At 66.4% G+C, this 21,162-nt stretch carries 21 protein-coding genes; 13 read left to right on the forward strand and 8 right to left on the reverse strand.

Annotation, left to right across the window (positions count from 1 at the left end; all coding sequences use genetic code 11):
* Window positions 1-33: 33 nt before the first annotated feature.
* On the reverse strand, window positions 34-786 hold the full coding sequence (locus tag KF707C_RS01410) for a DUF2059 domain-containing protein (RefSeq protein WP_003455609.1): 753 nt from the start codon (window positions 784-786) through the stop codon (window positions 34-36).
* Between the two features lie 228 nt (window positions 787-1,014).
* On the opposite strand from KF707C_RS01410, the gene KF707C_RS01415 reads away from it, so the two are divergent.
* Together KF707C_RS01415 and KF707C_RS01420 are read left to right on the forward strand one after the other, a co-directional pair.
* On the forward strand, window positions 1,015-1,608 hold the full coding sequence (locus tag KF707C_RS01415) for a 2OG-Fe(II) oxygenase (RefSeq protein ID WP_003455607.1): 594 nt from the start codon (window positions 1,015-1,017) through the stop codon (window positions 1,606-1,608).
* Window positions 1,609-1,701: 93 nt separating this feature from the next.
* Window positions 1,702-2,199, forward strand: a complete 498-nt coding sequence (locus KF707C_RS01420) for a DUF523 domain-containing protein (protein ID WP_003455604.1) — start codon at window positions 1,702-1,704, stop codon at window positions 2,197-2,199.
* 202 nt (window positions 2,200-2,401) lie between these two features.
* On the opposite strand, the gene serA is transcribed toward KF707C_RS01420, so the two are convergent.
* Window positions 2,402-3,631, reverse strand: a complete 1,230-nt coding sequence (gene serA, locus KF707C_RS01425) for a phosphoglycerate dehydrogenase (RefSeq protein WP_003455602.1) — start codon at window positions 3,629-3,631, stop codon at window positions 2,402-2,404.
* Between the two features lie 188 nt (window positions 3,632-3,819).
* On the opposite strand from serA, the gene KF707C_RS01430 reads away from it, so the two are divergent.
* The 4 genes from KF707C_RS01430 to KF707C_RS01445 all read left to right on the forward strand — a co-directional run bounded on the left by KF707C_RS01430 (window position 3,820) and on the right by KF707C_RS01445 (window position 7,407).
* A complete protein-coding gene (locus KF707C_RS01430) occupies window positions 3,820-5,211 on the forward strand; it encodes an FAD-binding oxidoreductase (RefSeq protein WP_036993797.1) in 1,392 nt (463 codons plus the stop codon).
* A gap of 57 nt (window positions 5,212-5,268) precedes the next feature.
* Complete coding sequence (locus KF707C_RS01435; RefSeq protein WP_003455595.1) at window positions 5,269-5,934, forward strand: fumarylacetoacetate hydrolase family protein; 666 nt, start codon at window positions 5,269-5,271, stop codon at window positions 5,932-5,934.
* A gap of 89 nt (window positions 5,935-6,023) precedes the next feature.
* Window positions 6,024-6,953 carry an SdiA-regulated domain-containing protein gene (locus KF707C_RS01440; protein ID WP_003455593.1) on the forward strand — a complete coding sequence of 310 codons (930 nt, stop codon included), beginning with the start codon at window positions 6,024-6,026 and terminating at the stop codon, window positions 6,951-6,953.
* Window positions 6,954-7,059: 106 nt separating this feature from the next.
* Window positions 7,060-7,407, forward strand: a complete 348-nt coding sequence (locus tag KF707C_RS01445; protein ID WP_003455592.1) for a NirD/YgiW/YdeI family stress tolerance protein — start codon at window positions 7,060-7,062, stop codon at window positions 7,405-7,407.
* Between the two features lie 146 nt (window positions 7,408-7,553).
* Here KF707C_RS01445 and KF707C_RS01450 read toward each other — a convergent pair whose 3' ends face one another.
* Window positions 7,554-8,942 (reverse strand): APC family permease, encoded by a 1,389-nt coding sequence (locus KF707C_RS01450; protein ID WP_003455591.1) that lies wholly within the window; start codon window positions 8,940-8,942, stop codon window positions 7,554-7,556.
* Window positions 8,943-9,423: 481 nt separating this feature from the next.
* Here KF707C_RS01450 and KF707C_RS01455 point away from each other — a divergent pair, with 481 nt between their 5' ends.
* Window positions 9,424-10,347 carry an SdiA-regulated domain-containing protein gene (locus tag KF707C_RS01455; RefSeq protein ID WP_036993794.1) on the forward strand — a complete coding sequence of 308 codons (924 nt, stop codon included), beginning with the start codon at window positions 9,424-9,426 and terminating at the stop codon, window positions 10,345-10,347.
* Here KF707C_RS01455 and KF707C_RS01460 read toward each other — a convergent pair whose 3' ends face one another.
* Together KF707C_RS01460 and rpiA are read right to left on the reverse strand one after the other, a co-directional pair.
* A complete protein-coding gene (locus KF707C_RS01460; protein ID WP_003455588.1) occupies window positions 10,348-10,680 on the reverse strand; it encodes a YegP family protein in 333 nt (110 codons plus the stop codon).
* An 86-nt stretch (window positions 10,681-10,766) separates the two neighbouring features.
* Window positions 10,767-11,438 (reverse strand): ribose-5-phosphate isomerase RpiA, encoded by a 672-nt coding sequence (rpiA, locus tag KF707C_RS01465; RefSeq protein WP_003455587.1) that lies wholly within the window; start codon window positions 11,436-11,438, stop codon window positions 10,767-10,769.
* Between the two features lie 140 nt (window positions 11,439-11,578).
* Between rpiA and ilvA the strand changes: the two genes are divergently transcribed.
* The 3 genes from ilvA to KF707C_RS01480 all read left to right on the forward strand — a co-directional run bounded on the left by ilvA (window position 11,579) and on the right by KF707C_RS01480 (window position 14,096).
* Window positions 11,579-13,093, forward strand: coding sequence for a threonine ammonia-lyase, biosynthetic (gene ilvA / locus KF707C_RS01470; RefSeq protein ID WP_003455586.1), 1,515 nt, complete (start codon window positions 11,579-11,581; stop codon window positions 13,091-13,093).
* A gap of 64 nt (window positions 13,094-13,157) precedes the next feature.
* Window positions 13,158-13,616, forward strand: a complete 459-nt coding sequence (locus tag KF707C_RS01475) for a DUF2269 domain-containing protein (RefSeq protein WP_003455585.1) — start codon at window positions 13,158-13,160, stop codon at window positions 13,614-13,616.
* A gap of 18 nt (window positions 13,617-13,634) precedes the next feature.
* Complete coding sequence (locus KF707C_RS01480; RefSeq protein ID WP_003455584.1) at window positions 13,635-14,096, forward strand: DUF2269 family protein; 462 nt, start codon at window positions 13,635-13,637, stop codon at window positions 14,094-14,096.
* Here the strand turns inward: KF707C_RS01480 and KF707C_RS01485 are convergent.
* Complete coding sequence (locus KF707C_RS01485; protein ID WP_003455583.1) at window positions 14,083-14,763, reverse strand: histidinol-phosphatase; 681 nt, start codon at window positions 14,761-14,763, stop codon at window positions 14,083-14,085. The genes KF707C_RS01480 and KF707C_RS01485 overlap by 14 nt on opposite strands.
* Before the next feature lie 145 nt (window positions 14,764-14,908).
* Between KF707C_RS01485 and KF707C_RS01490 the strand changes: the two genes are divergently transcribed.
* The 3 genes from KF707C_RS01490 (at window position 14,909) to KF707C_RS01500 (ending at window position 18,810) form a co-directional block, all read left to right on the forward strand.
* Window positions 14,909-15,388, forward strand: a complete 480-nt coding sequence (locus KF707C_RS01490) for an RNA pyrophosphohydrolase (RefSeq protein ID WP_036993839.1) — start codon at window positions 14,909-14,911, stop codon at window positions 15,386-15,388.
* A gap of 22 nt (window positions 15,389-15,410) precedes the next feature.
* Complete coding sequence (gene ptsP / locus KF707C_RS01495; RefSeq protein WP_003455581.1) at window positions 15,411-17,690, forward strand: phosphoenolpyruvate--protein phosphotransferase; 2,280 nt, start codon at window positions 15,411-15,413, stop codon at window positions 17,688-17,690.
* Between the two features lie 79 nt (window positions 17,691-17,769).
* Window positions 17,770-18,810, forward strand: a complete 1,041-nt coding sequence (locus KF707C_RS01500) for a sensor domain-containing diguanylate cyclase (RefSeq protein ID WP_003455580.1) — start codon at window positions 17,770-17,772, stop codon at window positions 18,808-18,810.
* A gap of 59 nt (window positions 18,811-18,869) precedes the next feature.
* On the opposite strand, the gene KF707C_RS01505 is transcribed toward KF707C_RS01500, so the two are convergent.
* Complete coding sequence (locus KF707C_RS01505) at window positions 18,870-20,141, reverse strand: dihydroorotase (protein ID WP_003455579.1); 1,272 nt, start codon at window positions 20,139-20,141, stop codon at window positions 18,870-18,872.
* A complete protein-coding gene (locus KF707C_RS01510) occupies window positions 20,141-21,148 on the reverse strand; it encodes an aspartate carbamoyltransferase catalytic subunit (RefSeq protein WP_003455578.1) in 1,008 nt (335 codons plus the stop codon). Before KF707C_RS01510 ends, KF707C_RS01505 begins: the two co-directional genes overlap by 1 nt.
* Window positions 21,149-21,162 lie beyond the last annotated feature (14 nt).

Consider the following 21,162-nt stretch of genomic DNA (forward strand, 5'->3'; position numbering starts at 1 on the left):
GCGGAGCGCCGCCCCGCGCTGCCCGTCTGCGCCTTACTGGGCGAGGCTGGCGGCGTCGCGGCCCACGGCGAGGCCGGCGCGCACGGCGGCGAGGGCTGCCTGGTAGTAGGCCTTGCCTTCGGCGGACTGGGCGAAGGTCACGTATTCCTCCAGCTCGGGGTCGGACAGGTCGCGGTAGACATACAGCAGGGTGTTGTCGAGGTCGTTGCCGATCTGGTCCATCAGGCGCTGGCGCTGGCCGTCGATCATGCCCTGGGCCTGGGCGCCACCCAGCAAGCCCGGAAGCATCTGGCTGAGGCTGTCGGCGGCCACGCCGGCCAGGGCCAGGCTCACTTCGGCGCCGGCTTCGCGGGCGGGAAGGGCCTGGGCCAGATGGCGGATCAGCAGGCGGCGGGTGGCATCGGCCTCGATGCGCGGCAGGCCGTTGGCATGCTTGGCCAGCTGGTCGCGCCGGGTGGCGAGGGTCTCGGCGGCGATGATCTTGCGGCCCAGGGGCGACTGGAAGAAGGCCAGGGCCGGACGCGGGTCGGCTAGCTGGTTGCGCAGGGCATCCTGGGCGCGCTGGTCGATAGCCTGGGGCTGGAAGCGGCGATTGCTGTTCTCCACCAGGGCCTGGTAGACCGCCGGTGGCAGGGTCTGCTGGTAGCGTTGCTGCGCCGCCGACAGGGCGTCGTTGAAGTGGGCGCGCTGCTCCGGCCAGCCGGCGGCCTGGTAAAGGGTGGCATGGTCGTCCGCCAGGGCTGGCAGGCCGACGAGCAGGAGGGTGATGGCGAAGAGCAGGCGCATGAAGTCTCCTTGGTGAACGGTCCGCTGTTCGTATCGGACCCACTCGCACAGCATCGGTTCGGCGGGGGAAGGCGGTGGCGGCCAGGCGGGGCGGGGTGCTGCGTGGCGCTATTCTCTTCGGACTGGGGCTTTATTGTCGAGCTGTCGGATTTTTCGTTTTGGTCAGTAGGAAAAGTTTTGCCTACTGGTAGAATTTCGGCCTCTACGACCCCCTCCCGCGAAGTCCCCATGCTCGCCCCAATCATCAATGAACTGGTTACCCAGAGCTGGTCCTGTCAGCCTCTGGCGCTCCCCCGTGAGCTCACCGCGGCCCTGGCCACGGAGTGCCGTGCGCGCCATCGCGCCGGCGAACTGGCGCCCGCCTCGGTGGGACGCGGTGAGGGGCAGCAGGTGCTCGAAGGCGTGCGTGGCGACTGCATCCATTGGCTGGAGCCCGGCCAGTCGGCCGCCAGCGACACCTACCTGGCCTGGATGGACGACCTGCGCCAGCGCCTCAACCAGGAGCTTTTCCTGGGGCTCGAGGATTTCGAGTGCCACTTCGCCTTCTATCCGCCGGGTGCCTGCTACCAGAGGCACCTGGATCGCTTCCGCGACGACGATCGTCGCGCGGTCTCGGTGGTGGCCTATCTCAACGAGGATTGGCGGGCCGAGCAGGGAGGCGCCCTGCGCCTGTATCTGGATGAGGGCGAGCGTGATGTGCTTCCCGAAGAGGGCACGCTGGTGGTGTTCCTGTCCGGCGAGGTGCCCCATGAGGTGCTGCCGGCAACCCGTGATCGGCTTTCCCTGGCCGGCTGGTTCCGGCGTCGTGGCGGTGTGCTCTGAGTGACGCCAGGCGTCGCCCGCGCTGGTTTCGGTCCGGGGCGTGAGCGATCCAGGGGCGAGTTGTTACCCGGGGGAGCCCGGTGAGGAGGCGTGATGCAGAAGATCCTGGTCAGCCGCTGCCTGTTGGGGCAGCGGGTGCGCTATGACGGTGGTGCCCATGGTCCCTTCGACCTGCTGGAGCGCTGGCAGGCGGAGGGGCGCGTCGTCCCCCTCTGCCCGGAAGTGGCCGGTGGACTCCCGACGCCACGGGCACCCGCGGAGATTCCCGGTGGCCGCGGTGCGGGGGTGCTGGACGGCGAGTTGCCGGTGATGACGGTGGACGGCGAGGACGTCACCGCTGAGTTCCTGGCCGGGGCCCGGATCGCCCTCGACCTGGTGGCCACCCACGGCATCCGCATCGCCCTGCTCAAGGCTCGCAGCCCTTCCTGCGGCAACCGCGAGAACTACGACGGCAGCTTCAGCGGCACCCGGGTGGCGGGCGAGGGCGTCACCGCCGCGGCCCTGCGCCGGGCCGGGGTCGAGGTCTTCAGCGAGGAGGAGTTCGCCGCTGCTGCGGCGCGGCTGGCGGAACTGGAGCGCGACCGAACCTGATGATCGACCTGGGGCCGTCTCCGGGCAGGCACAGCCTGCAGCCGCTGGTGGGGGCGGGAATCATCTGCCGCTGGCTCCACGGGCGATGCCCGAGAGAATCGCCACGGTGAAATGAGCGTGAGAACGCGCCCATGAAAAAGGGAGGCCGAGGCCTCCCTTTTTCATTGTCCAGCGCCGTATCGCCGACGCGCAGCGGCCTCTGTCAGAAGAGGACGCGGCTGCGGATGGTGCCGTTCACGTGCTGGAGTTTTTCCAGGGCGAGGTCGGAGTACTCGGCGTCCACGTCGATCACCACGTAACCCACTTTCTCGTCGGTCTGCAGGTACTGGCCGGAGATGTTGATGCCGTTGTCGGCGAACACCTTGTTGATCTCGCTCATCACGCCCGGGACGTTCTGGTGGATGTGCAGCAGGCGGTGCTTGCCCGGGTGCGACGGCAGGGCCACTTCGGGGAAGTTCACGGAGGACACCGAGGTGCCGTTGTCGCTGTACTTCACCAGCTTCTCGGCCACTTCCAGGCCGATGTTGGCCTGGGCCTCGGCGGTGGAGCCGCCGATGTGCGGGGTCAGGATCACGCGATCCAGGCCGCGCAGCGGGCTCTCGAATTCCTCGTCGTTGGACTTGGGTTCCACCGGGAACACGTCGATGGCGGCGCCGATCAGGTGCTCGTCCTTGATGGCTTCGGCCAGGGCGTCCAGCTTGACCACGGTGCCACGGGCGGCGTTGATCAGGATGCCGCCCGGCTTCATGGCGCGGATTTCCTTCTCGCCGATCATCCACTGGGTGGACGGCAGCTCGGGGACGTGCAGGGACACGATGTCGGCCAGGCCCAGCAGCTCGTACAGGTTGCCCACCTGGGTGGCGTTGCCCAGCGGCAGCTTGGTCACGGTGTCGTAGAAGTAGACCTGCATGCCCAGGGCCTCGGCCAGCACCGAGAGCTGGGTGCCGATGGAGCCGTAGCCGATGATGCCCAGCTTCTTGCCGCGGATCTCGAAGGAGTTGGCCGCGGACTTGATCCAGCCACCGCGATGGCAGGAGGCGTTCTTCTCCGGGATGCCGCGCAGCAGCAGGATGGCTTCGGCCAGCACCAGTTCGGCAACGGAGCGGGTGTTGGAGTAGGGGGCGTTGAACACGGCGATGCCGCGTTCGCGGGCCGCGCTCAGGTTCACCTGGTTGGTGCCGATGCAGAAGCAGCCGACGGCGATCAGCTTCTTGGCGCAGTCGAAGACTTCCTCGGTGAGCTGGGTGCGGGAGCGGATGCCGATGAAGTGGACGTCGGCGATCTTCTCTTTCAGTTCCTCGCCGGAGAGCGCGCCCTTGAGGTACTCGATGTTGGTGTAGCCGGCGGCCTTCAGGGTGTCCACGGCGTTCTGGTGGACACCTTCGAGGAGAAGGAACTTGATCTTGCTCTTTTCGAGGGAGGTCTTGCTCATCTGCGTACCTATGTATCCCGGTATGTAATGACAGAAGCGGGCCGTGGGGGGAGCGGGCTGCTACCCGGAAAATCGGCTGTAGGGCGCGATTCGCGGGGTGCGTATGCTAGCATGATCTCCTTTTCCCTTGCTCGGTTGCGACCTGAATCGTTCTCAGGGCGACCATGAATGATTTGAGAGTTCCGCTGATGACCAACGTCGCTTTGATCGAAGAGCTGAAGACCCTGGTTGAGCCCGGCAAGGTGCTGACCGACGCCGCCTCCCTGGACGCCTATGGCAAGGACTGGACCAAGCATTTCGCGCCGGCCCCCAGTGCCATCGTCTTCCCCAAGACCGTCGAGCAGGTGCAGTCCATCGTTCGCTGGGCCAACCAGCACAAGGTCGCCCTGGTGCCCTCCGGCGGCCGTACCGGCCTGTCCGCCGCCGCCGTGGCCGCCAATGGCGAAGTGGTGGTGGCCTTCGATTACATGAACCAGATCCTCGGCTTCAACGAGTACGACCGCACCGTGGTCTGCCAGCCGGGCGTGGTCACCGAGCAACTGCAGAATTTCGCCGAAGAGAAAGGCCTTTATTACCCGGTGGACTTCGCTTCCGCGGGTTCCAGTCAGCTTGGCGGCAACATCGGCACCAATGCCGGCGGGATCAAGGTGATTCGCTACGGCATGACCCGCAACTGGGTGGCCGGCCTCAAGGTGGTGACCGGAACCGGCGAACTGCTGGAGCTGAACCGCGACCTGATCAAGAACGCCACCGGCTACGACCTGCGCCAGCTGTTCATCGGCGCCGAAGGCACCCTGGGCTTCGTGGTCGAAGCCACCATGCGCCTGGATCGCGCGCCGAAGAACCTCACGGCGATGGTGCTGGGTTCGCCGGACCTGGACTCCATCATGCCGGTGCTGCATGCCTTCCAGAGCAAGCTGGACCTGACCGCATTCGAGTTCTTCTCCGACAAGGCGATGGCCAAGGTCCTGGCCCGGGGCGACGTACCGGCGCCCTTCGAGACCGAATGCCCCTTCTACGCCCTGCTTGAGTTCGAGGCCGCCTCGGAAGAGATCGCCAATGATGCCCTGGCCACCTTCGAGCACTGCGTGGAGCAGGGCTGGGTGCTGGACGGCGTAATGAGCCAGAGCGAGCAGCAGCTGCAGAACCTGTGGAAGCTGCGGGAGTACATTTCCGAGACCATCTCCCACTGGACGCCCTACAAGAACGACATCTCCGTCACCGTTTCCAAGGTGCCGGCCTTCCTCCATGACATCGACGCCATCGTCGAGGCCAACTACCCGGATTTCGAAGTGGTCTGGTTCGGCCATATCGGCGACGGCAACCTGCACCTGAACATCCTCAAGCCGGAGAACCTGTCCAAGGACGAGTTCTTCGCCAAGTGCGCCACCGTGAACAAGTGGGTGTTCGAGACCGTGGAGAAGTACAACGGCTCCATCTCCGCCGAGCACGGCGTGGGCATGACCAAGCGCGACTACCTCGGCTACAGCCGTTCCGAGGCGGAGATCGCGGTCATGAAGGCGATCAAGGCGGTGTTCGATCCGAATGGGATCATGAACCCCGGCAAGATCTTCAACTGAAAGCCGCTGCGCCCGCTTCTGACGCTTTCAGGTCCGCCACTCTCAAGGAATCGGTCAATGAGCTACCAGCACCAGTATGTCGATGGCACCCCGATCCACTTTTCCCTGGGCAAGGTCGTGTGCGTCGGTCGCAACTACGCCGAGCACGCCAGGGAGCTGAACAATCCCGTCCCCACCGAGCCGCTGCTGTTCATCAAGCCCGGCTCCTGCGTCGTGCCCCTGGCCGGTGGTTTCTCGATCCCCCAGGATCGCGGCTCGGTGCACTACGAAGCGGAGATCGCCGTGCTGATCGGCAAACCGCTGTCGCGTCACCCGGATGAGGAAGAGGTCCGCGATGCCATTTCCGGCTTCGCCCCGGCCCTCGACCTGACCTTGCGGGACGTGCAGGCCCGGCTCAAGGACAAGGGCCTGCCCTGGGAGATCGCCAAGTCCTTCGACGGCGCCTGCGTGCTCGCGCCCTTCGTGCCGGGCGACGCACCCGAGCGCCTGGACGATATCGGCATTCGCCTGACCATCAACGGCGAGGTCCGCCAGGATGGCAACAGCCGCGACATGCTCAACCCGATACTGCCGCTGATCCAGCACATGGCCGGACACTTCAGCCTGCAGCCGGGTGATGTGATTCTCACCGGTACCCCGGTAGGCGTCGGTCCGTTGCATCAGGGCGATGAACTGGTGCTGGAACTGGTGGGCCACAGCGCCTTCGAAAGCCGGGTCCTCTGATCCGGCCGACGGGAGGAGGGGGGCTTCACGGAACTTTCACGGACATCGGGCTATCTCTTGGCGACCTTGAAGCCGAGTAGTAGCCGCCGATGTCGTCCCGCCTCCCGTCCCCCTTTCGCCACCGCGTCCTGCTCGGACTGGCCGCCAGCTTCGCCATCGGTGCCGCCCTGACCCGCTACATGCACTGGGACGATCGCGCCCTGGTCTGGCTGTCGGAGCATCGGCTCACCCAGGCGCAACGCGCCGACAGCATCTGGCTCCCCGGATACCAGGTGGTGCTGCAGGGCAAGCCGCTTGCGGGGTTGGAGGAGGACGAAACCTCCGACCTGGCCTACAACCCGGTCACGGGCACCCTGTTCACCGTCACCGGCAAGGCGCCGACCCTGGTGGAGATCAGCCGGACCGGCGACGTCCTGCGCAAGATTCCCTTGAAAGGCTTCTCCAACCCTGAAGGCGTCGCGGTGCTGGAAGGCGGTCACGTGGCCGTGACCGATGAGCGCCGCCGAACCCTGTCGATTTTCGAACTGGATCCGCAGACCCGCGAATTGACGGCGGGCAGCACCCCGGAGTTCGACCTGGGGTTCCCGGATTCGGGTAACAAGGGCTTCGAGGGCATTGCCTGGGACCCGGCCAAGGGGCGGTTGATCCTGGGCAAGGAGCGGGGCCCCGTCGCCCTGTTCAGCCTGGGCAGCGATGGCAACGACGCCCTGGATGATGGTTTGCGGCCCCTGCCCAGCTACGGTCTGGGCATGCGCAACCTCTCGGCCCTCAGCGTCGACCCGCGCACCGGCCATCTGCTGGTGCTGTCCGCCCAGTCCAACCTGCTGCTGGAGCTGGATGAACAGGGCGAGCCGGTGAGCTTCATCAGCCTGCTGGGTGGCATGAATGGCCTGGAGGCCCGTATTCCCCGCGCCGAAGGGGTGGCCATGGACGAGCGCGGCGATATCTACGTCGTCAGCGAGCCGAACCTCTTCTATGTCTTCCGCAAGAACCTGCTGGCCGGCGCCGACCGAGGCTAGGGCGATCCGCTGGGCCGTTAAGTTTCGCTTAAGTCGCTTTTAAGCCTGGTTTCAGCCAGCGGTCATAGCCTGATCCCGTCTTCCAAACACACACGGGATCACCGATATGAAAGCCAAATACCTTGCACTGCTGGCCGCCCCCCTGTTCTCCACCGCCGTGTTCGCCAGCAGCTACACCGGCCCTGGCGCGACCAGCCAGATCACCACCGTCGCCGCTGCCCTGGAGGCGTCGGACGACGCCCCCGTTGTGCTGCAGGGTCAGATCGTTCGCCGGATCAAGGGCGATATCTACGAGTTCAAGGACGCCACCGGCACCATGAAGGTGGAAATCGACGACGAGGACTGGCCGCCCATGTCCATCGATGACAAGGCCACCGTCCGGCTGACCGGCGAAGTGGACCGCGATCTGATGGGCCGCGAGGTGGATGTGGAGTTCGTCGAGCGGGTGAACTGATCCCTTGCAGCGAGAACGGTGCGACACACGGCGGGAGCGAATTCATTTGCGAATGAATTCGCTCCCGCATCTTTCTCAAGCCTCGCTCTTCCTCCAGTCCAATGCTCCCTGCGCGTGAAGCGAGCCTGCAGGCCGGCCCTCTGGGCTCATGGGTGATCGGAGAATTGCACCCGGGGCGCCGGCCGGCGGAATCCCCGGGTCTGCAGGGCCAGGTAGGCCAGGCCCAAGGCGAACCAGGCGAGGCCCAGCATCAGGGTCAGGCCCGAGAGGCTGGTCCAGAGCCAGGCGATCAGGCCGAAGCCCACCAGGGGCACCAGGCCGTAGCGGAGCAGGTCACCCGGCTGGCGGGGCCGGCCGTCGAAGAGGTAGGTGCGGATCACCGCCAGGTTCACGGCGGAGAAGGCCACCAGGGCGCCGAAGCTGATCATCGAGGCCAGGGTCGCCAGGTCGATGACCACGGCCAGCAGCGACACCAGGGAGACCACCAGGATGGCGACGGTGGGCGTCATGAAACGTGCGGACAAGGTGCCGAACAGCCGGCGTGGCAGGATGCCGTCGCGCCCCATGCTGTAGAGGATGCGCGACACCGATGCCTGGGATGCCAGGGCCGAGCCTGCGGCGCCGGCCACATAGGCGGCGGTGAAGAAGGCCGCCAGGAACTGGCCGCCTGCCGCCAGCATCACCTCGTTGGCGGCAGCGTCGGCATCCTTGAAGGTGCTGCCGGGGAACACCAGCTGGGCAATGGCCGCCAGGACGAAGAACAGCACGCCGGCGGACAGGGTGGTGATGACGATGGCGCGGGGGATGTCTCGGCGTGGGTCACGGGCCTCCTCGGCCAGGGTGGAGACCGCGTCGAAACCGAGGAACGACAGGCAGAGTACTGCGGCACCGGCCATGATCGGTGCCAGTCCGGGCTGGCTGCCGTCGCCCATCAGTGGCGCCATGAAGTCGATGGGGCCGTCCATCAGGCTTTTGCCGGCCATGGCCAGGAAGACCAGGACGAAGACCAACTGGGCGGTGACGATCAGGTTGCTCATGCCCGACACCGAGCTGATGCCGAGGATGTTGAGTGCCGTTACCAGTCCGATGAAGCCGACCACGAAAACCCAGGCCGGTACTTCGGGAAAGGCGATGTTGAGGAAGATCCCGATCACCAGGTAGTTGATCATCGGCAGGAACAGGTAATCCAGCAGCAGGCACCAGCCGGTCAGGAACCCTGCGCCAGGGCCGAAGCTCAGGCTGCTGTAGGAGTAAGCGGAGCCGGCGATGGGGTAGCGGCGGACCATGTAGCTGTAGGACAGCGCGGTGAAGATCATCGCGGCCAGGGTGACGACGTAGGCCAGGGCGGTGCGTCCGCCGGTCATCTCGGTGACCACGCCGTAGGTCGTGAAGATGGTCAGCGGCACCATGTAGACCAGGCCGAAGAACACCAGGGCGGGAAGGCCCAGGATCCGTCGCAGGCTGGTGCCCTGGGCGCTGTGGGTGAACTCATCGGGCAGGCGGGTGTTGCCGCCCAGGCTGGAAGATTGGGTCATTCTGCTTCTCTCCGTTCTCTGCGCGCCGCTTTCGGGCGCCTGGTCGCGTGGCGAGCCATCCGTGCGCATGCATCACCGGGTCCGTTGCGCATCCGGTCGTGCGCGAGCCGTCAGTACGGAGGAAGTCCGGGTGTCCATCGGGAGGGAAGGGCGTTGCGAAGGGGACGTGCGCGGGACATGTTCATCTCTCTCTAGCCGATTGTTGTTCTTGGATCGGCACCTGCCTCGAGGCGCCTGCTAGCCGCATGCGTCTCGATTCTGTCAGTGGGGAGTTGGAGGCAGAACCCTGAAAAGGGTCAAAAAGGGATCGAAATGGCCAACTTGCATGGCCGGTGTAGCCCGTTACCTACTGGGGCGAGTTGCCCGGGGCACCTTTCTGCAGTGGACGCGTCGCCCCGTTTCCAGCTTTAAGCTTCAATTCAGGCAGGAGTGCCACGCACTCTGTATCCTTCGACGCCTCCCGAATACCGAGTCCCGTCCGATGCGCTCTCTCCTCACCCCGTGGCGGCTGGTGGCCGCTCTGCTACTCCTGGTGCTGCTGTTGCTGGGAGTCGCCGCCCAGCAGTTCAGGCTCTTCGAACGGGGGCTCTTCGTGCTGCAGGAATGGCGTCACGCCTCGGAGTGGAGGGAACGCTCCATCTGGCTGCCGGACTACCGGGTGGTGATCGAAGCCAAGCCCATCGAGGGGCTGTCGGACGATGTCTCCGCCCTCACCTACGACCCGGACCGCCACAGCCTGTTCACCGTCACCAACCAGAAGCCCGAGATCATCGAGCTGTCTCTGGATGGCCACCTGATCCGTCGCATCGAACTGGTGGGCTTTGGCGATCCGGAGGCCATCGAATACATCAGCAAGGGCGTCTACGTGATCACCGACGAGCGTGAGCAGCGATTGCTCAAGGTGCGGGTGGACGAGGGCACGACCCGGGTGGACGCCGCCGCGTCGCAGCAACTGTCCCTGGGCATCGGCCTGTCCGGGAACAAGGGCTTCGAGGGGCTGGCCTACGACACCACCGGGCGGCGCCTGTTCGTCGCCAAGGAGCGCGACCCGGTGCGCATCTACGAGATCCATGGCTTTCCCCACACCAATCCGGACAAGCCGTTCGCCGTCCACGTGGTGGATGACCCCAAGCGTGACGCCCGCCTGTTCGTCCGCGACCTGTCGAGCCTGCAGTACGACGACCGCAGCGGTCACCTGCTGGCGCTGTCCGACGAGTCGCGGCTGGTGCTGGAACTGAACGCCGACGGCCTTCCCATCAGCACCCTGTCGCTGCTGCGGGGCATGCACGGGCTGAAACGCGGCGTGCCCCAGGCGGAGGGGGTGGCGATGGACAATGACGGCAATCTCTACCTGGTGAGCGAGCCGAACCTCTTCTACGTCTTCAGCAGGCAGGTTGCGGACTGATCAGGCGTCGTCCACCAGGGTGGCGTCGGGGGCGTTCTTCTTCACGGACTCGACGCCTGCACTGGCACTGGCGGCGCTGGCATACATCTGGCTCTGGCCGATGACCTGGCCATTGGTGGCCTTGAGCACGAAATAGAACTTGCCGTTGCTGGCGGTGCGTTGCTCGAAGGCGCCTTCGCGAGGGGCGTTGCTGCGCACCGATTCGATGCCGTTCAAGGCGGAATCCCGGGCTTTGTACAGCTCGCTGGAAAGGATGGTTTCGCCGTTTCCGGCATTCAGGTTGAAGTGGTACTGGCCGTTACTGGCCTTGGTGAGATGGAATTTCCCGGCCATGGGGCGTCTCCTCGAGGATGGGTGGAAGGCGACAACCGAAGCTGTCGCCTTCAACTCTAGACGCTATCCGGCCGGGTGAAGGGCCGTCAGGCGCCGAGTCGCTTGACGCCGTCCCTGGTGCCCAGCAGCAGCAGGTCGGCCGGGCGGGCGGCGAACAGACCGTTGGTGACCACGCCGACGATGGCGTTGATCTGCTCCTCCAGCTTGACCGGGCTGTCGATCTGGAGGTTGTACACATCCAGGATGATGTTGCCGTTGTCGGTCAGCACGCCCTCGCGGTAGACCGGGTCGCCGCCCAGCTTCACCAGTTGCCGGGCCACGTGGCTGCGCGCCATGGGAATGACCTCCACCGGCAGCGGGAAAGTACCCAGCAGCGGAACCAGCTTGCTCTCGTCGGCGATGCAGATGAAGGTCCTGGCCACGGCGGCGACGATCTTCTCGCGGGTCAGGGCCGCACCGCCGCCCTTGATCAGCTCGAGGCGCTCGTTGCTCTCGTCGGCACCGTCGACGTAGAACTCGAGGTCGCTGACGCTGTTCAGGTCATAGACCGGAATGCCGTGGCTCTTCAGCCGCTGGGCGGTGGCCTCGGAGCTGGCGACGGCGCCGTCGAAGGCCATCTTGTGCTGGGCCAGCAGGTCGATGAAGAAGTTCGCCGTGGAACCGGTGCCGACGCCGATGATGCTCGTCTTGTCGAGCCTGGGGAGGATGACGTCGATGGCGGCCTGGGCGACGGCCTGCTTGAGCTGGTCCTGGGTCATGCTTGGGGGTCCGAATGGGGGAGTGTCGAAGGCGCGGATTATAGCCGGTCGGCGCGGCAAAACCCCGCATTCTCTGTGGTCGCCCGACGAACCCCTGGGGTAGACTCGCCGCTTCCGTGACCCCCGCCAGTGAAGCCGCGATGCTCGAAGAATACGTGAAGAAGACCCTGACCTCGCGCGTCTACGACGTCGCCGTGGAAACCCCTCTGCAGCCCGCCCGCCAGCTCACCGAGCGCCTGGGCAACCAGGTGCTGCTCAAGCGAGAGGACCTGCAGCCGGTGTTCTCCTTCAAGATCCGTGGCGCCTACAACCGCATCGCCCAGCTGACCCCCGAGGAGCTGGCGCGCGGCGTGGTCACCGCCTCGGCCGGCAACCACGCCCAGGGCGTGGCCCTGGCTGCCCGCGAAATGGGCATCAAGGCCACCATCGTCATGCCGCGCACCACCCCCGAGCTCAAGGTCCAGGGCGTGCGCGCCCGGGGCGGCAAGGTGGTCCTCCATGGCGATGCCTTTCCCGATGCCCTGGCCCATTCCCTCAAGCTGGTGGAAGAGAAGGGCTACGTCTACATCCACCCCTACGACGATCCGGACGTGATCGCCGGCCAGGGCACCGTGGCCATGGAAATCCTCCGGCAGCACCCGGGCCGGCTGGACGCCATCTTCGTCCCGGTGGGCGGCGGTGGCCTGATCGCCGGCATCGCCGCCTTCGTCAAGTACCTGCGTCCCGAGGTGAAGGTGATTGGCGTCGAGCCGGACGACTCCAACTGCCTGCAGGCCGCCATGGCCGCCGGCGAGCGCGTGGTGCTCGGCCAGGTGGGGTTGTTCGCCGACGGCGTGGCCGTGGCCCAGATCGGCCAGTACCCCTTCGACATCTGCAAGGACCATGTGGACGAAGTGATCACCGTCAGCACCGACGAGATCTGCGCGGCCATCAAGGACATCTACGACGACACCCGCTCCATTACCGAGCCCGCCGGCGCCCTGGCCGTGGCCGGGATCAAGAGGTACGTGGAGCGCGAGGGCGCGCGTGGCCAGACCCTGGTGGCGATCGACTCGGGCGCCAATATCAATTTCGACCGCCTGCGCCACGTGGCCGAGCGGGCCGAGCTGGGGGAGAAGCGCGAGGCCATCATCGCCGTGACCATCCCCGAGCGTCCCGGCAGCTTCAAGGCCTTCTGCGAGGCCATCGGCAAGCGCCAGATCACCGAGTTCAACTACCGCTACAACACCGATTCCGAGGCCCATATCTTCGTCGGTGTGCAGACCCACCCGGAGACCGATCCCCGCGCGGCCCTGGTGGAGAACCTGAGGCAGCAGGGCTTCCCGGTGCTGGACCTGACCGACAACGAGCTGGCCAAGCTGCATATCCGCCATATGGTGGGAGGGCACGCGGCGCGGGTCAGCGGCGAGCTGGTCTTCCGCTTCGAGTTCCCCGAGCGCCCCGGCGCGCTGTTCAACTTCCTCAGCAAGCTGGGCGGCCGCTGGAACATCACCATGTTCCACTACCGCAACCACGGTGCCGCCGACGGCCGCGTGCTGGCCGCCCTGCAGGTGCCGGAGGAGGAGCGCGACCAGGTACGCGCGGCGCTCGACGCCATCGGCTACCCCTACTGGGACGAGAGCGACAACCCGGCCTATCGGCTGTTCCTCGGCTGAGGTCCGGCCAGGCCGCGGCTGCTAGGCTTTCCGGCAGCCGCATTCGCTGACAAGGACGGAGTCCATGGAAAACTACCTGCTGTTTCGCATTCTCCACGGCCTGGCCACCCTGCTGTTCTTCGGCGGGCTGGCGGGGCTGGCCTGGTACGGCTGGCGCGCATTTCGCTCGGGCGACGCCGCACGGATTGGCGCTCAGCTGCGGCATATCCTGCTGTTCGGCGTGCCGCTGCTGATCCTGGTGGCGGTGTCATTGCCGGTGAGCGGCTGGTGGATGGTCGACCTCGCGGGCCTGCCCCTGGGACAGACCTGGCTGCTGGGAGGGGCCATTCTCTACCTCTTCGGCTGCATTGCCTGGTTGCTGCTCTTCGGTCGCCTGGCGAGATTGCGGGAGCAGGCCCTGGACGCGTCGGGGCCGATGTCGCCCCCGGTGCAGCGCAGCCTCAGGTTCGGCGCGGCCTACGGACTTTTCGGGCTGTTGCTGTTCGGCGCGGTGGTGGCGCTGATGGTGACCAAGCCCCTGTGACGGAATGATTCTTCAGGCATGACGCTCTACTACCTGCTCAAGACCGCCCATGGCCTGCTGGCTGCCGTCCTGCTGGGCGCGGCCCTGGCGGGCCTGCTCTTCGCCCACCGCGCGGCCCGTTCAGGGAGCGCCGGGCAGATCGCCTCGACCTTCTCCTCCCTGGTGCACCTGGAGCTCTGGTTCATCGGCAGCTCCGCCGTGTTGCTCCCCCTCTCGGGCCTGGCCCTGGCCAGGGTGGGTGGCTGGCCCATCGGGCAATCCTGGTTGCTCTGGAGTGCCGGCCTCTATCTGGTCGCGGCGTTGTGCTGGGTGCCGCTGCTGTGGTTGCAGATTCGCATCCGCAACCGGGCGCGTCGGGCCCTGCGAGACGGGCTGGCGCCGGAACTGGCGTCGCTCGCGGCCTGGCGCTTCCGGCTGGCTTCGCTGGCGTTGCTGCTGCTGATCGCCGTCTACGCGCTGATGGTGGTCAAGCCCCTGTAGCGGGCGGCCCGGCGTGGCGCAGGGAAATCACCCGCCAGCCGCGGCGGTCCGCTTCGGCCCGCAGTGCCGGGTCCGGATCCACCGCCACCGGGTGGGTCACTCGCTCCAGCAGGGGCAGGTCGTTCATCGAATCGCTGTAGAAGGCGCTGCCCTCCAGGGTCAGGCCGGTTTCGCCCAGCCAGCGTGCCAGGCGCGTCACCTTGCCTTCGCGGAAGCAGGGCACGTCGGTGGTGCGGCCGGTGTAGCGGCCGCCAGCCATCTCGCACTCGGTGGCAAGCAGGTGTTCCACACCCAGGCGCCGTGCGATGGGGGCGGTGACGAAGCGGTTGGTGGCCGTGATGATCACCAGCCGGTCACCAGCGGCGCGGTGCTCGGCCAGCAGCGCCTCGGCCCGGGGCAGGACGATGGGCTCGATACACTCGGCCATGAATTCACGGTGCCACTGGTCCAGTCGGGCCATCTCGGTGCGGCCGAGGATCTCCAGGCTGAAGTCCAGGTACGCGCGGATGTCCAGGCGCCCGGCCAGGTAGTCCTGGTAGAAGGCATCGTTGCGCGCCTTGTAGGCAACCCGGTCGAGGATGCCGCGCCGGCACAGGAAATCGCCCCAGGCATGGTCGCTGTCCCCGCCCAGCAGGGTGTTGTCGAGGTCGAAAAGAGCCAGGCGCACGTTGCGTTTCCTTGCATGGAAGTCACGAAAGGCGGCCAGAATAGCGGCTTTCACCGAGGCTGCACATTGCGCGAAAGGCTCGCATTGCTGGGCTTGCAGGCTTTATGGAACAATGCCGGAACATGCGTTTGCGAGGTTGAGTGCCGTGATCGATTCCGATGGTTTCCGCCCGAATGTCGGCATCATTCTCGCCAATGATGTCGGGCAGGTGCTTTGGGCCCGGCGTATCAACCAGGATGCCTGGCAGTTCCCCCAGGGTGGGATCAACCCCAGGGAAACGCCCGAGGAGGCGCTTTTCCGGGAGTTGAACGAAGAAGTCGGTCTGGAAGAGCAGGATGTGAAGATTCTTGCCTGCACCCGTGGCTGGTTGCGCTATCGTCTGCCCCAGCGTCTGGTGCGAACCCATAGCCAGCCCCTGTGCATCGGCCAGAAGCAGAAGTGGTTCCTGCTGCGCTTGCAGTCGGACGAGAACAAGGTACGGATGGACCTGACCGGCAAGCCCGAGTTCGACGGCTGGCGCTGGGTCAGTTACTGGTACCCCCTGGGCCAGGTGGTGACCTTCAAGCGTGAGGTCTACCGTCGTGCCCTCAAGGAACTAGCACCGCGCCTGCTGGCGCAAGACTGACCCGGAGAAAGGCTGCCTAGCCATGCTCAACACGCTGCGCAAGATCGTCCAGGAAGTGAATGCCGCCAAGGATCTGAAGGCGGCGTTGGCGATCATCGTGCAGCGGGTGAAGGAGGCCATGGGCAGCCAGGTCTGCTCGGTCTACCTGCTGGATCCGGAGTCAAATCGCTTCGTGCTCATGGCCACCGAAGGCCTGAACAAGCGCTCCATCGGCAAAGTCAGCATGGCCCCCAACGAAGGCCTCGTCGGCCTGGTGGGGACCCGCGAGGAACCGCTGAACCTCGAGCACGCCGCCGATCACCCCCGTTACCGCTACTTCGCCGAGACCGGTGAAGAGCGCTTCGCCTCCTTCCTCGGCGCCCCCATCATCCACCACCGTCGCGTCATGGGCGTGCTGGTGGTGCAGCAGAAGGAGCGTCGCCAGTTCGACGAGGGCGAGGAGGCCTTCCTCGTCACCATGAGCGCCCAGCTCGCGGGCGTGATCGCCCACGCCGAAGCCACCGGCTCCATCCGGGGGCTCGGTCGCCAGGGCAAGGGCACCCAGGAGGCCAAGTTCGTCGGCGTGCCGGGTGCGCCCGGGGCAGCCGTGGGCACCGCCGTTGTGGTGTTGCCGCCGGCTGACCTGGAAGTGGTTCCCGACCGCAGCGTCGACGATATCGATGCCGAGATCGAACGTTTCAAACAGGCCCTGGAAGCGGTGCGCGAAGACATGCGGCGCCTCTCCAGCAAGCTGGAGACCCAGCTGCGTCCCGAAGAGCGCGCCCTGTTCGACGTCTACCTGATGATGCTCGACGATGCCTCCATCGGCCTGGAGGTCAAGCGCGTCATCCGCACCGGCCAGTGGGCCCAGGGTGCCCTGCGTCAGGTGGTGATGGAGCACGTCACCCGCTTCGAACTGATGGATGACGCCTACCTCCGCGAGCGGGCCTCCGACGTCAAGGACCTGGGTCGCCGCCTGCTCGCCTACCTGCAGGAAGAGCGCAAGCAGAACCTGGTGTATCAGGACAACACCATCCTGGTGAGCGAGGAGCTGTCCCCGGCCATGCTGGGCGAGGTGCCCGAGGGCAAGCTGGTGGGCCTGGTCTCGGTGCTGGGATCGGGCAACTCCCATGTCGCCATCCTCGCCCGTGCGATGGGGATTCCCACCGTCATGGGCGTGGTGGACCTGCCGTACTCCAAGGTCGACGGCATCGAGATGATCGTCGACGGCTACCACGGCGAAGTCTTCACCAACCCGTCCGCCGAGCTGCGCAAGCAGTACAGCGAGGTGGTGGAGGAGGACCGCCAGCTGGTGAAGGGGCTGGACGCCCTGCGCAGCCTGCCCTGCGAGACCCTGGACGGCCAGCGCATGCCGCTGTGGGTCAACACCGGCCTCTTGGCCGATGTCACCCGCGCCCAGGAGCGTGGTGCCGAAGGTGTCGGCCTGTACCGCACCGAGGTGCCCTTCATGATCAACGAGCGCTTTCCCAGCGAAAAGGAGCAGCTCGCCATCTACCGCGAGCAACTGGCGGCCTTCCACCCGCTGCCGGTGACCATGCGCACCCTGGATATCGGTGGCGACAAGGCGCTGTCCTATTTCCCCATCAAGGAAAGCAACCCCTTTCTCGGCTGGCGCGGCATCCGCGTCACCCTCGACCACCCGGAGATCTTCCTGGTCCAGGTGCGCGCCATGCTCAAGGCCAGCGAGGGCCTGGACAACCTGCGCATCCTGCTGCCCATGATCTCCGGCACCCACGAGCTGGAAGAGGCGCTGCACCTGATCCACCGCGCCTGGGGCGAGGTGCGGGACGAGGGTGTGGACATTCCCATGCCGCCCGTCGGCGTGATGATCGAGATACCGGCCGCCGTCTACCAGACCCGAGAGCTGGCGCGCCAGGTGGACTTCCTTTCGGTGGGGTCCAACGACCTCACCCAGTACCTGCTGGCGGTGGATCGCAACAACCCGCGCGTGGCCGACCTCTACGACTACCTGCATCCCGCCGTGCTGCAGGCCCTGAAGAAGGTGGTGGACGATGCCCACGCCGAGGGCAAGCCGGTGAGCATCTGTGGCGAAATGGCGGGCGATCCGGCGGCGGCGGTGCTGCTGCTGGCCATGGGCTTCGACAGCCTGTCGATGAACGCCACCAACCTGCCCAAGGTGAAGTGGCTGCTGCGCCAGGTCACCCTGAGCAAGGCCAGGGAGCTGCTGGCGCAGCTCCTGACCATCGACAACCCGCAGGTCATTCACAGTTCGCTGAGTCTCGCCCTGCGCAACCTGGGTCTGGGGCGGGTGATCAATCCGGCGGCGACCATCCAGGCCTGAGCCTCGGGGCGCCACCAACGCGCCCATGTGCTTTGCTCATGGGCAAAGGTCTCTCAGGGGGCTCATCGGCAGGAAGCTTATGGAGAAGCTCGATCCCGAACCGCTCGACCATTGCTACGGCACCACGCTCGAAGAAGTGGAGCGGACACTGCGCTTTGCGCTGGATATCGTCAGTGATGGCATCTGGGACTGGAACATCCGCACAAACCACGTGAAGCGCAGCCCCGGTTGGTACTCCATGCTGGGTTATCCACAGGATGGCCTGCCGGAGGATGTGGATACCTGGAAGTCGGTGATCCATCCCGGCGACTACGAACGGGTGATGCGCAACTTCCAGGCCTATGTCAGCGGTGAAAGCCAGATCTACGCCGAGGACTACCGTTGCCGTTGCCGCGATGGCAGCTACCTCTGGGTCAGTGATCATGGTCGCTTCGTGGAGTTCGACGAAGATGGGCGTCCTACCAGGATGATCGGCGCTCATCGCGATATCCATCGGCGCAAGATGGCCAGCCTGGAGCTTCAACGCAAGAACGAAGAGTTGCTGGCCCTCAATCGTCGCCTGGAAAGCCTGGTGGCGGAACGCACCGAAGAGCTGCGACGGACCAACGAGGCACTGGCCCAGCAGGTGGCGACGGCCATGCGGCTGAGCGAGACGGACCCGCTGACCCAGGTGTCCAATCGCCGCCACTTCGAGCGGGCCCTGCATGGGGAGTGGCAACGCTTCCAGCGCCACGGCCACGCGACCGCACTGTTGATGTTCGACCTCGACCATTTCAAGCGAATCAACGACCAGTACGGCCACCAGATCGGCGATCGCGCGCTGGTGGCGGTAAGCCGCTCGGTGCGCGGTGCCCTGCGGGAGGAGGATTGCTTCGCCCGCTGGGGTGGCGAGGAGTTCATCGCCCTGCTGCCGGAGACCGACCTCGAATCCGCCTTGCGCCTGGCCGAGCGCCTGCGTCAGCGGGTGCCCCAGGCCGATCCGGGCCTGCCCCGGGCCCTGACCGCCAGCTTCTCGGTGGCGGCGATGCAGGCCGGGGAAGGGATCGAGTCCCTGCTCAAGCGGCTGGACGATGGCCTTTACCGCGCCAAGCTGCGGCGCGATTGCATCGAGGCCTGCTGAATCATCCGTCCGGAAACGAAAAGCCCGCCAGCAGGCGGGCTCGTTCAGTACCGGGTGATTCAACCCTGGAAGATGATCCGGCCATCCACCAGGGTGTAGCGCACCTGACCGGGCAGGCAGTGCCCGATGAAGGGGCAGTTGTCGCCACGGGATTTCCAGGTTTCGCCGGCCAGGGTGGTGGCCTCCGGGTCGAACAGCACCAGGTCGGCCGGGGCGCCCACGGCCAGCCGACCGGCGGGCAGGCGCAGGGCGCGGGCCGGGCCGGAGGTGAGCCGGGCAAGCAGGGTCGGCAGGTCCAGCAGTCCGTCCTGCACCAGGGTCATGGCCAGCGGCAGCAGCAGTTCGACGCTGCTGATGCCCGGCTCGGTGGCGCCGAAGGGGGCCAGCTTGGCGTCGGGTTCGTGGGGCTGGTGGTGGCTGGCGATGGCGGTGATCACGCCAGCCTTCACCGCTTCGCGCAGGGCGTCGCGGTCCGCGCGGGTCCGCAGCGGCGGCTGCACATGGTAGAGGCTGGAGAAGTCCATCAGCGCCTCGTCGGTGAGGATCAGCTGGTACATGGCCACGTCGGCGGTCACCGGCAGGCCACGGGCCTGGGCCTGGGCGATCATCTCGGCGCCACGAGCGCTGGTGATCTGGCTGAAGTGGGCGCGCACGCCGCTTTGCTCCACCAGCAGCAGGTCGCGGGCAAGGGCCACGGTCTCGGCGCTTTCCGGGATGCCGGCCAGGCCCAGGAAGCTGGCGGTGGGGCCTTCGTGGGCCAGGCCGCCCTCGGCCAGGGAGGCGTCCTGGGCGTGGAAGATCACCGTCAGGTCGAAGGTGGCGGCGTATTCCAGGCCGCGGCGTTGCACGCGGTTGCTGACGAAGCTGGCCAGGCCGTTGCCGAAGGCCACGCAGCCCACATCACGCAGGGCCACCAGCTCCGAGAGCTGTTCGCCGGCCAGGCCCTTGGTCAGGGCACCGATGGGGAAGACCTTGGCATGGCCGGCCTCCTGGGCGCGGTCGAGGATCAGCTCGGCCACCGCCGGGGTGTCGAGGATCGGGCGGGTCAGGGGCGGGCAGCACAGGCTGGTGACGCCGCCGGCGACGGCCGCCAGGGTTTCGCTGGCGATGGTGCCCTTGCGGCTGTAGCCGGGCTCGCGCAGGGCGACGGACAGGTCCACCAGGCCGGGTGCGGCCACCAGGCCCTTGGCGCCGAGGGTCTTCTCGGCCTGGAAGCCTGCGGGGGCCTGGCCGATGGCGGCGACCTTGCCGCCTTCGAGGAAGAGGTCGGTCACCTGGTCGTGGCCGCTGGCCGGGTCGATCAGGCGGGCTCCGAGGATGTGGGTACGCATCAGTTCAGCTCCTCGGCGTCCTGGTTGAGTTGTCGCTGGGCGGCCTGGCCGCTCATGGCCATGGACAGCACCGCCATGCGCACGGCGATGCCGTAGGTGACCTGGTTGAGGATCACTGACTGGGCGCCGTCGGCCACGGCGGATTCGATTTCCACGCCGCGGTTGATCGGGCCGGGGTGCATGACGATGGCGTCGGGCTTGGCCAGGGCCAGTCGTTGGGTGCTGAGGCCGTAGAGGCGGTAGAACTCGCCTTCGCTGGGTAGCAGGCCGCCCTGCATGCGCTCGCGTTGCAGGCGCAGCATGATCACCACGTCGACATCCTTCAGGCCTTCGCTGAGGTCGGTGTAGACCTTCACGCCGTACTGCTCGACCCCCACCGGGATCAGCGTCTTGGGCCCGATCACGCGGATGTCGCGGCAGCCCAGGGTGCGCAGGGCGAGCATGTTGGAGCGGGCCACCCGGGAGTGCAGGATGTCGCCGACGATGGCCACCGAGAGGTTCTCGAAGTCGCCCTTGTGGCGGCGGATGGTGAGCATGTCCAGCATGCCCTGGGTCGGGTGGGCGTGGCGGCCGTCACCGCCGTTGATGATGGCCACGTCGGGGCACACGTGCTCGGCGATGAAGTGGGCGGCGCCGGAGTCGGCGTGGCGCACCACGAACATGTCGGCGGCCATCGCCTCCAGGTTGCGAAGGGTGTCGAACAGCGTCTCGCCCTTGCTGGTGGAGGACGTGGAGACGTTGAGGGTGATGACGTCGGCGGACAGGCGCTGGGCCGCCAGCTCGAAGGTGGTGCGGGTGCGGGTGGAGTTCTCGAAGAACACGTTGCACACGGTACGGCCACGCAGCAGCGGGACTTTCTTCACCGCGCGCGCGCCCACTTCGAGGAAGGAGTCGGCGGTGTCGAGGAGTTCCGTCAGCAGCTCGCGGGGCAGCCCGTCGAGCGAGAGGAAGTGGCGCAGCTGGCCCTGGTCGTTGAGCTGCAGCGGGCGCTTGGCGTCGGTCGGCATGGGGCAGGCCCTGA

The sequence above is a fragment of the Pseudomonas furukawaii genome, assembly GCF_002355475.1.
Taxonomy (GTDB): Bacteria; Pseudomonadota; Gammaproteobacteria; order Pseudomonadales; family Pseudomonadaceae; genus Metapseudomonas; species Metapseudomonas furukawaii.

Excerpts from the sequence above, each read along its gene's own strand:
- KF707C_RS01455 (WP_036993794.1), top strand. The coding sequence starts at position 9,424 with ATGCGCTCTCTCCTCACCCCGTGGCGGCTGGTGGCCGCTCTGCTACTC.
- rpiA (WP_003455587.1), bottom strand. The coding sequence starts at position 11,438 with ATGACCCAGGACCAGCTCAAGCAGGCCGTCGCCCAGGCCGCCATCGAC.
- KF707C_RS01460 (WP_003455588.1), bottom strand. The coding sequence starts at position 10,680 with ATGGCCGGGAAATTCCATCTCACCAAGGCCAGTAACGGCCAGTACCAC.
- KF707C_RS01430 (WP_036993797.1), top strand. The coding sequence starts at position 3,820 with ATGACCAACGTCGCTTTGATCGAAGAGCTGAAGACCCTGGTTGAGCCC.
- KF707C_RS01475 (WP_003455585.1), top strand. The coding sequence starts at position 13,158 with ATGGAAAACTACCTGCTGTTTCGCATTCTCCACGGCCTGGCCACCCTG.
- KF707C_RS01480 (WP_003455584.1), top strand. The coding sequence starts at position 13,635 with ATGACGCTCTACTACCTGCTCAAGACCGCCCATGGCCTGCTGGCTGCC.
- serA (WP_003455602.1), bottom strand. The coding sequence starts at position 3,631 with ATGAGCAAGACCTCCCTCGAAAAGAGCAAGATCAAGTTCCTTCTCCTC.
- KF707C_RS01440 (WP_003455593.1), top strand. The coding sequence starts at position 6,024 with ATGTCGTCCCGCCTCCCGTCCCCCTTTCGCCACCGCGTCCTGCTCGGA.
- KF707C_RS01510 (WP_003455578.1), bottom strand. The coding sequence starts at position 21,148 with ATGCCGACCGACGCCAAGCGCCCGCTGCAGCTCAACGACCAGGGCCAG.
- KF707C_RS01450 (WP_003455591.1), bottom strand. The coding sequence starts at position 8,942 with ATGACCCAATCTTCCAGCCTGGGCGGCAACACCCGCCTGCCCGATGAG.
- KF707C_RS01435 (WP_003455595.1), top strand. The coding sequence starts at position 5,269 with ATGAGCTACCAGCACCAGTATGTCGATGGCACCCCGATCCACTTTTCC.
- ilvA (WP_003455586.1), top strand. The coding sequence starts at position 11,579 with ATGCTCGAAGAATACGTGAAGAAGACCCTGACCTCGCGCGTCTACGAC.
- KF707C_RS01415 (WP_003455607.1), top strand. The coding sequence starts at position 1,015 with ATGCTCGCCCCAATCATCAATGAACTGGTTACCCAGAGCTGGTCCTGT.
- KF707C_RS01505 (WP_003455579.1), bottom strand. The coding sequence starts at position 20,141 with ATGCGTACCCACATCCTCGGAGCCCGCCTGATCGACCCGGCCAGCGGC.
- KF707C_RS01500 (WP_003455580.1), top strand. The coding sequence starts at position 17,770 with ATGGAGAAGCTCGATCCCGAACCGCTCGACCATTGCTACGGCACCACG.
- KF707C_RS01410 (WP_003455609.1), bottom strand. The coding sequence starts at position 786 with ATGCGCCTGCTCTTCGCCATCACCCTCCTGCTCGTCGGCCTGCCAGCC.
- KF707C_RS01420 (WP_003455604.1), top strand. The coding sequence starts at position 1,702 with ATGCAGAAGATCCTGGTCAGCCGCTGCCTGTTGGGGCAGCGGGTGCGC.
- KF707C_RS01445 (WP_003455592.1), top strand. The coding sequence starts at position 7,060 with ATGAAAGCCAAATACCTTGCACTGCTGGCCGCCCCCCTGTTCTCCACC.
- ptsP (WP_003455581.1), top strand. The coding sequence starts at position 15,411 with ATGCTCAACACGCTGCGCAAGATCGTCCAGGAAGTGAATGCCGCCAAG.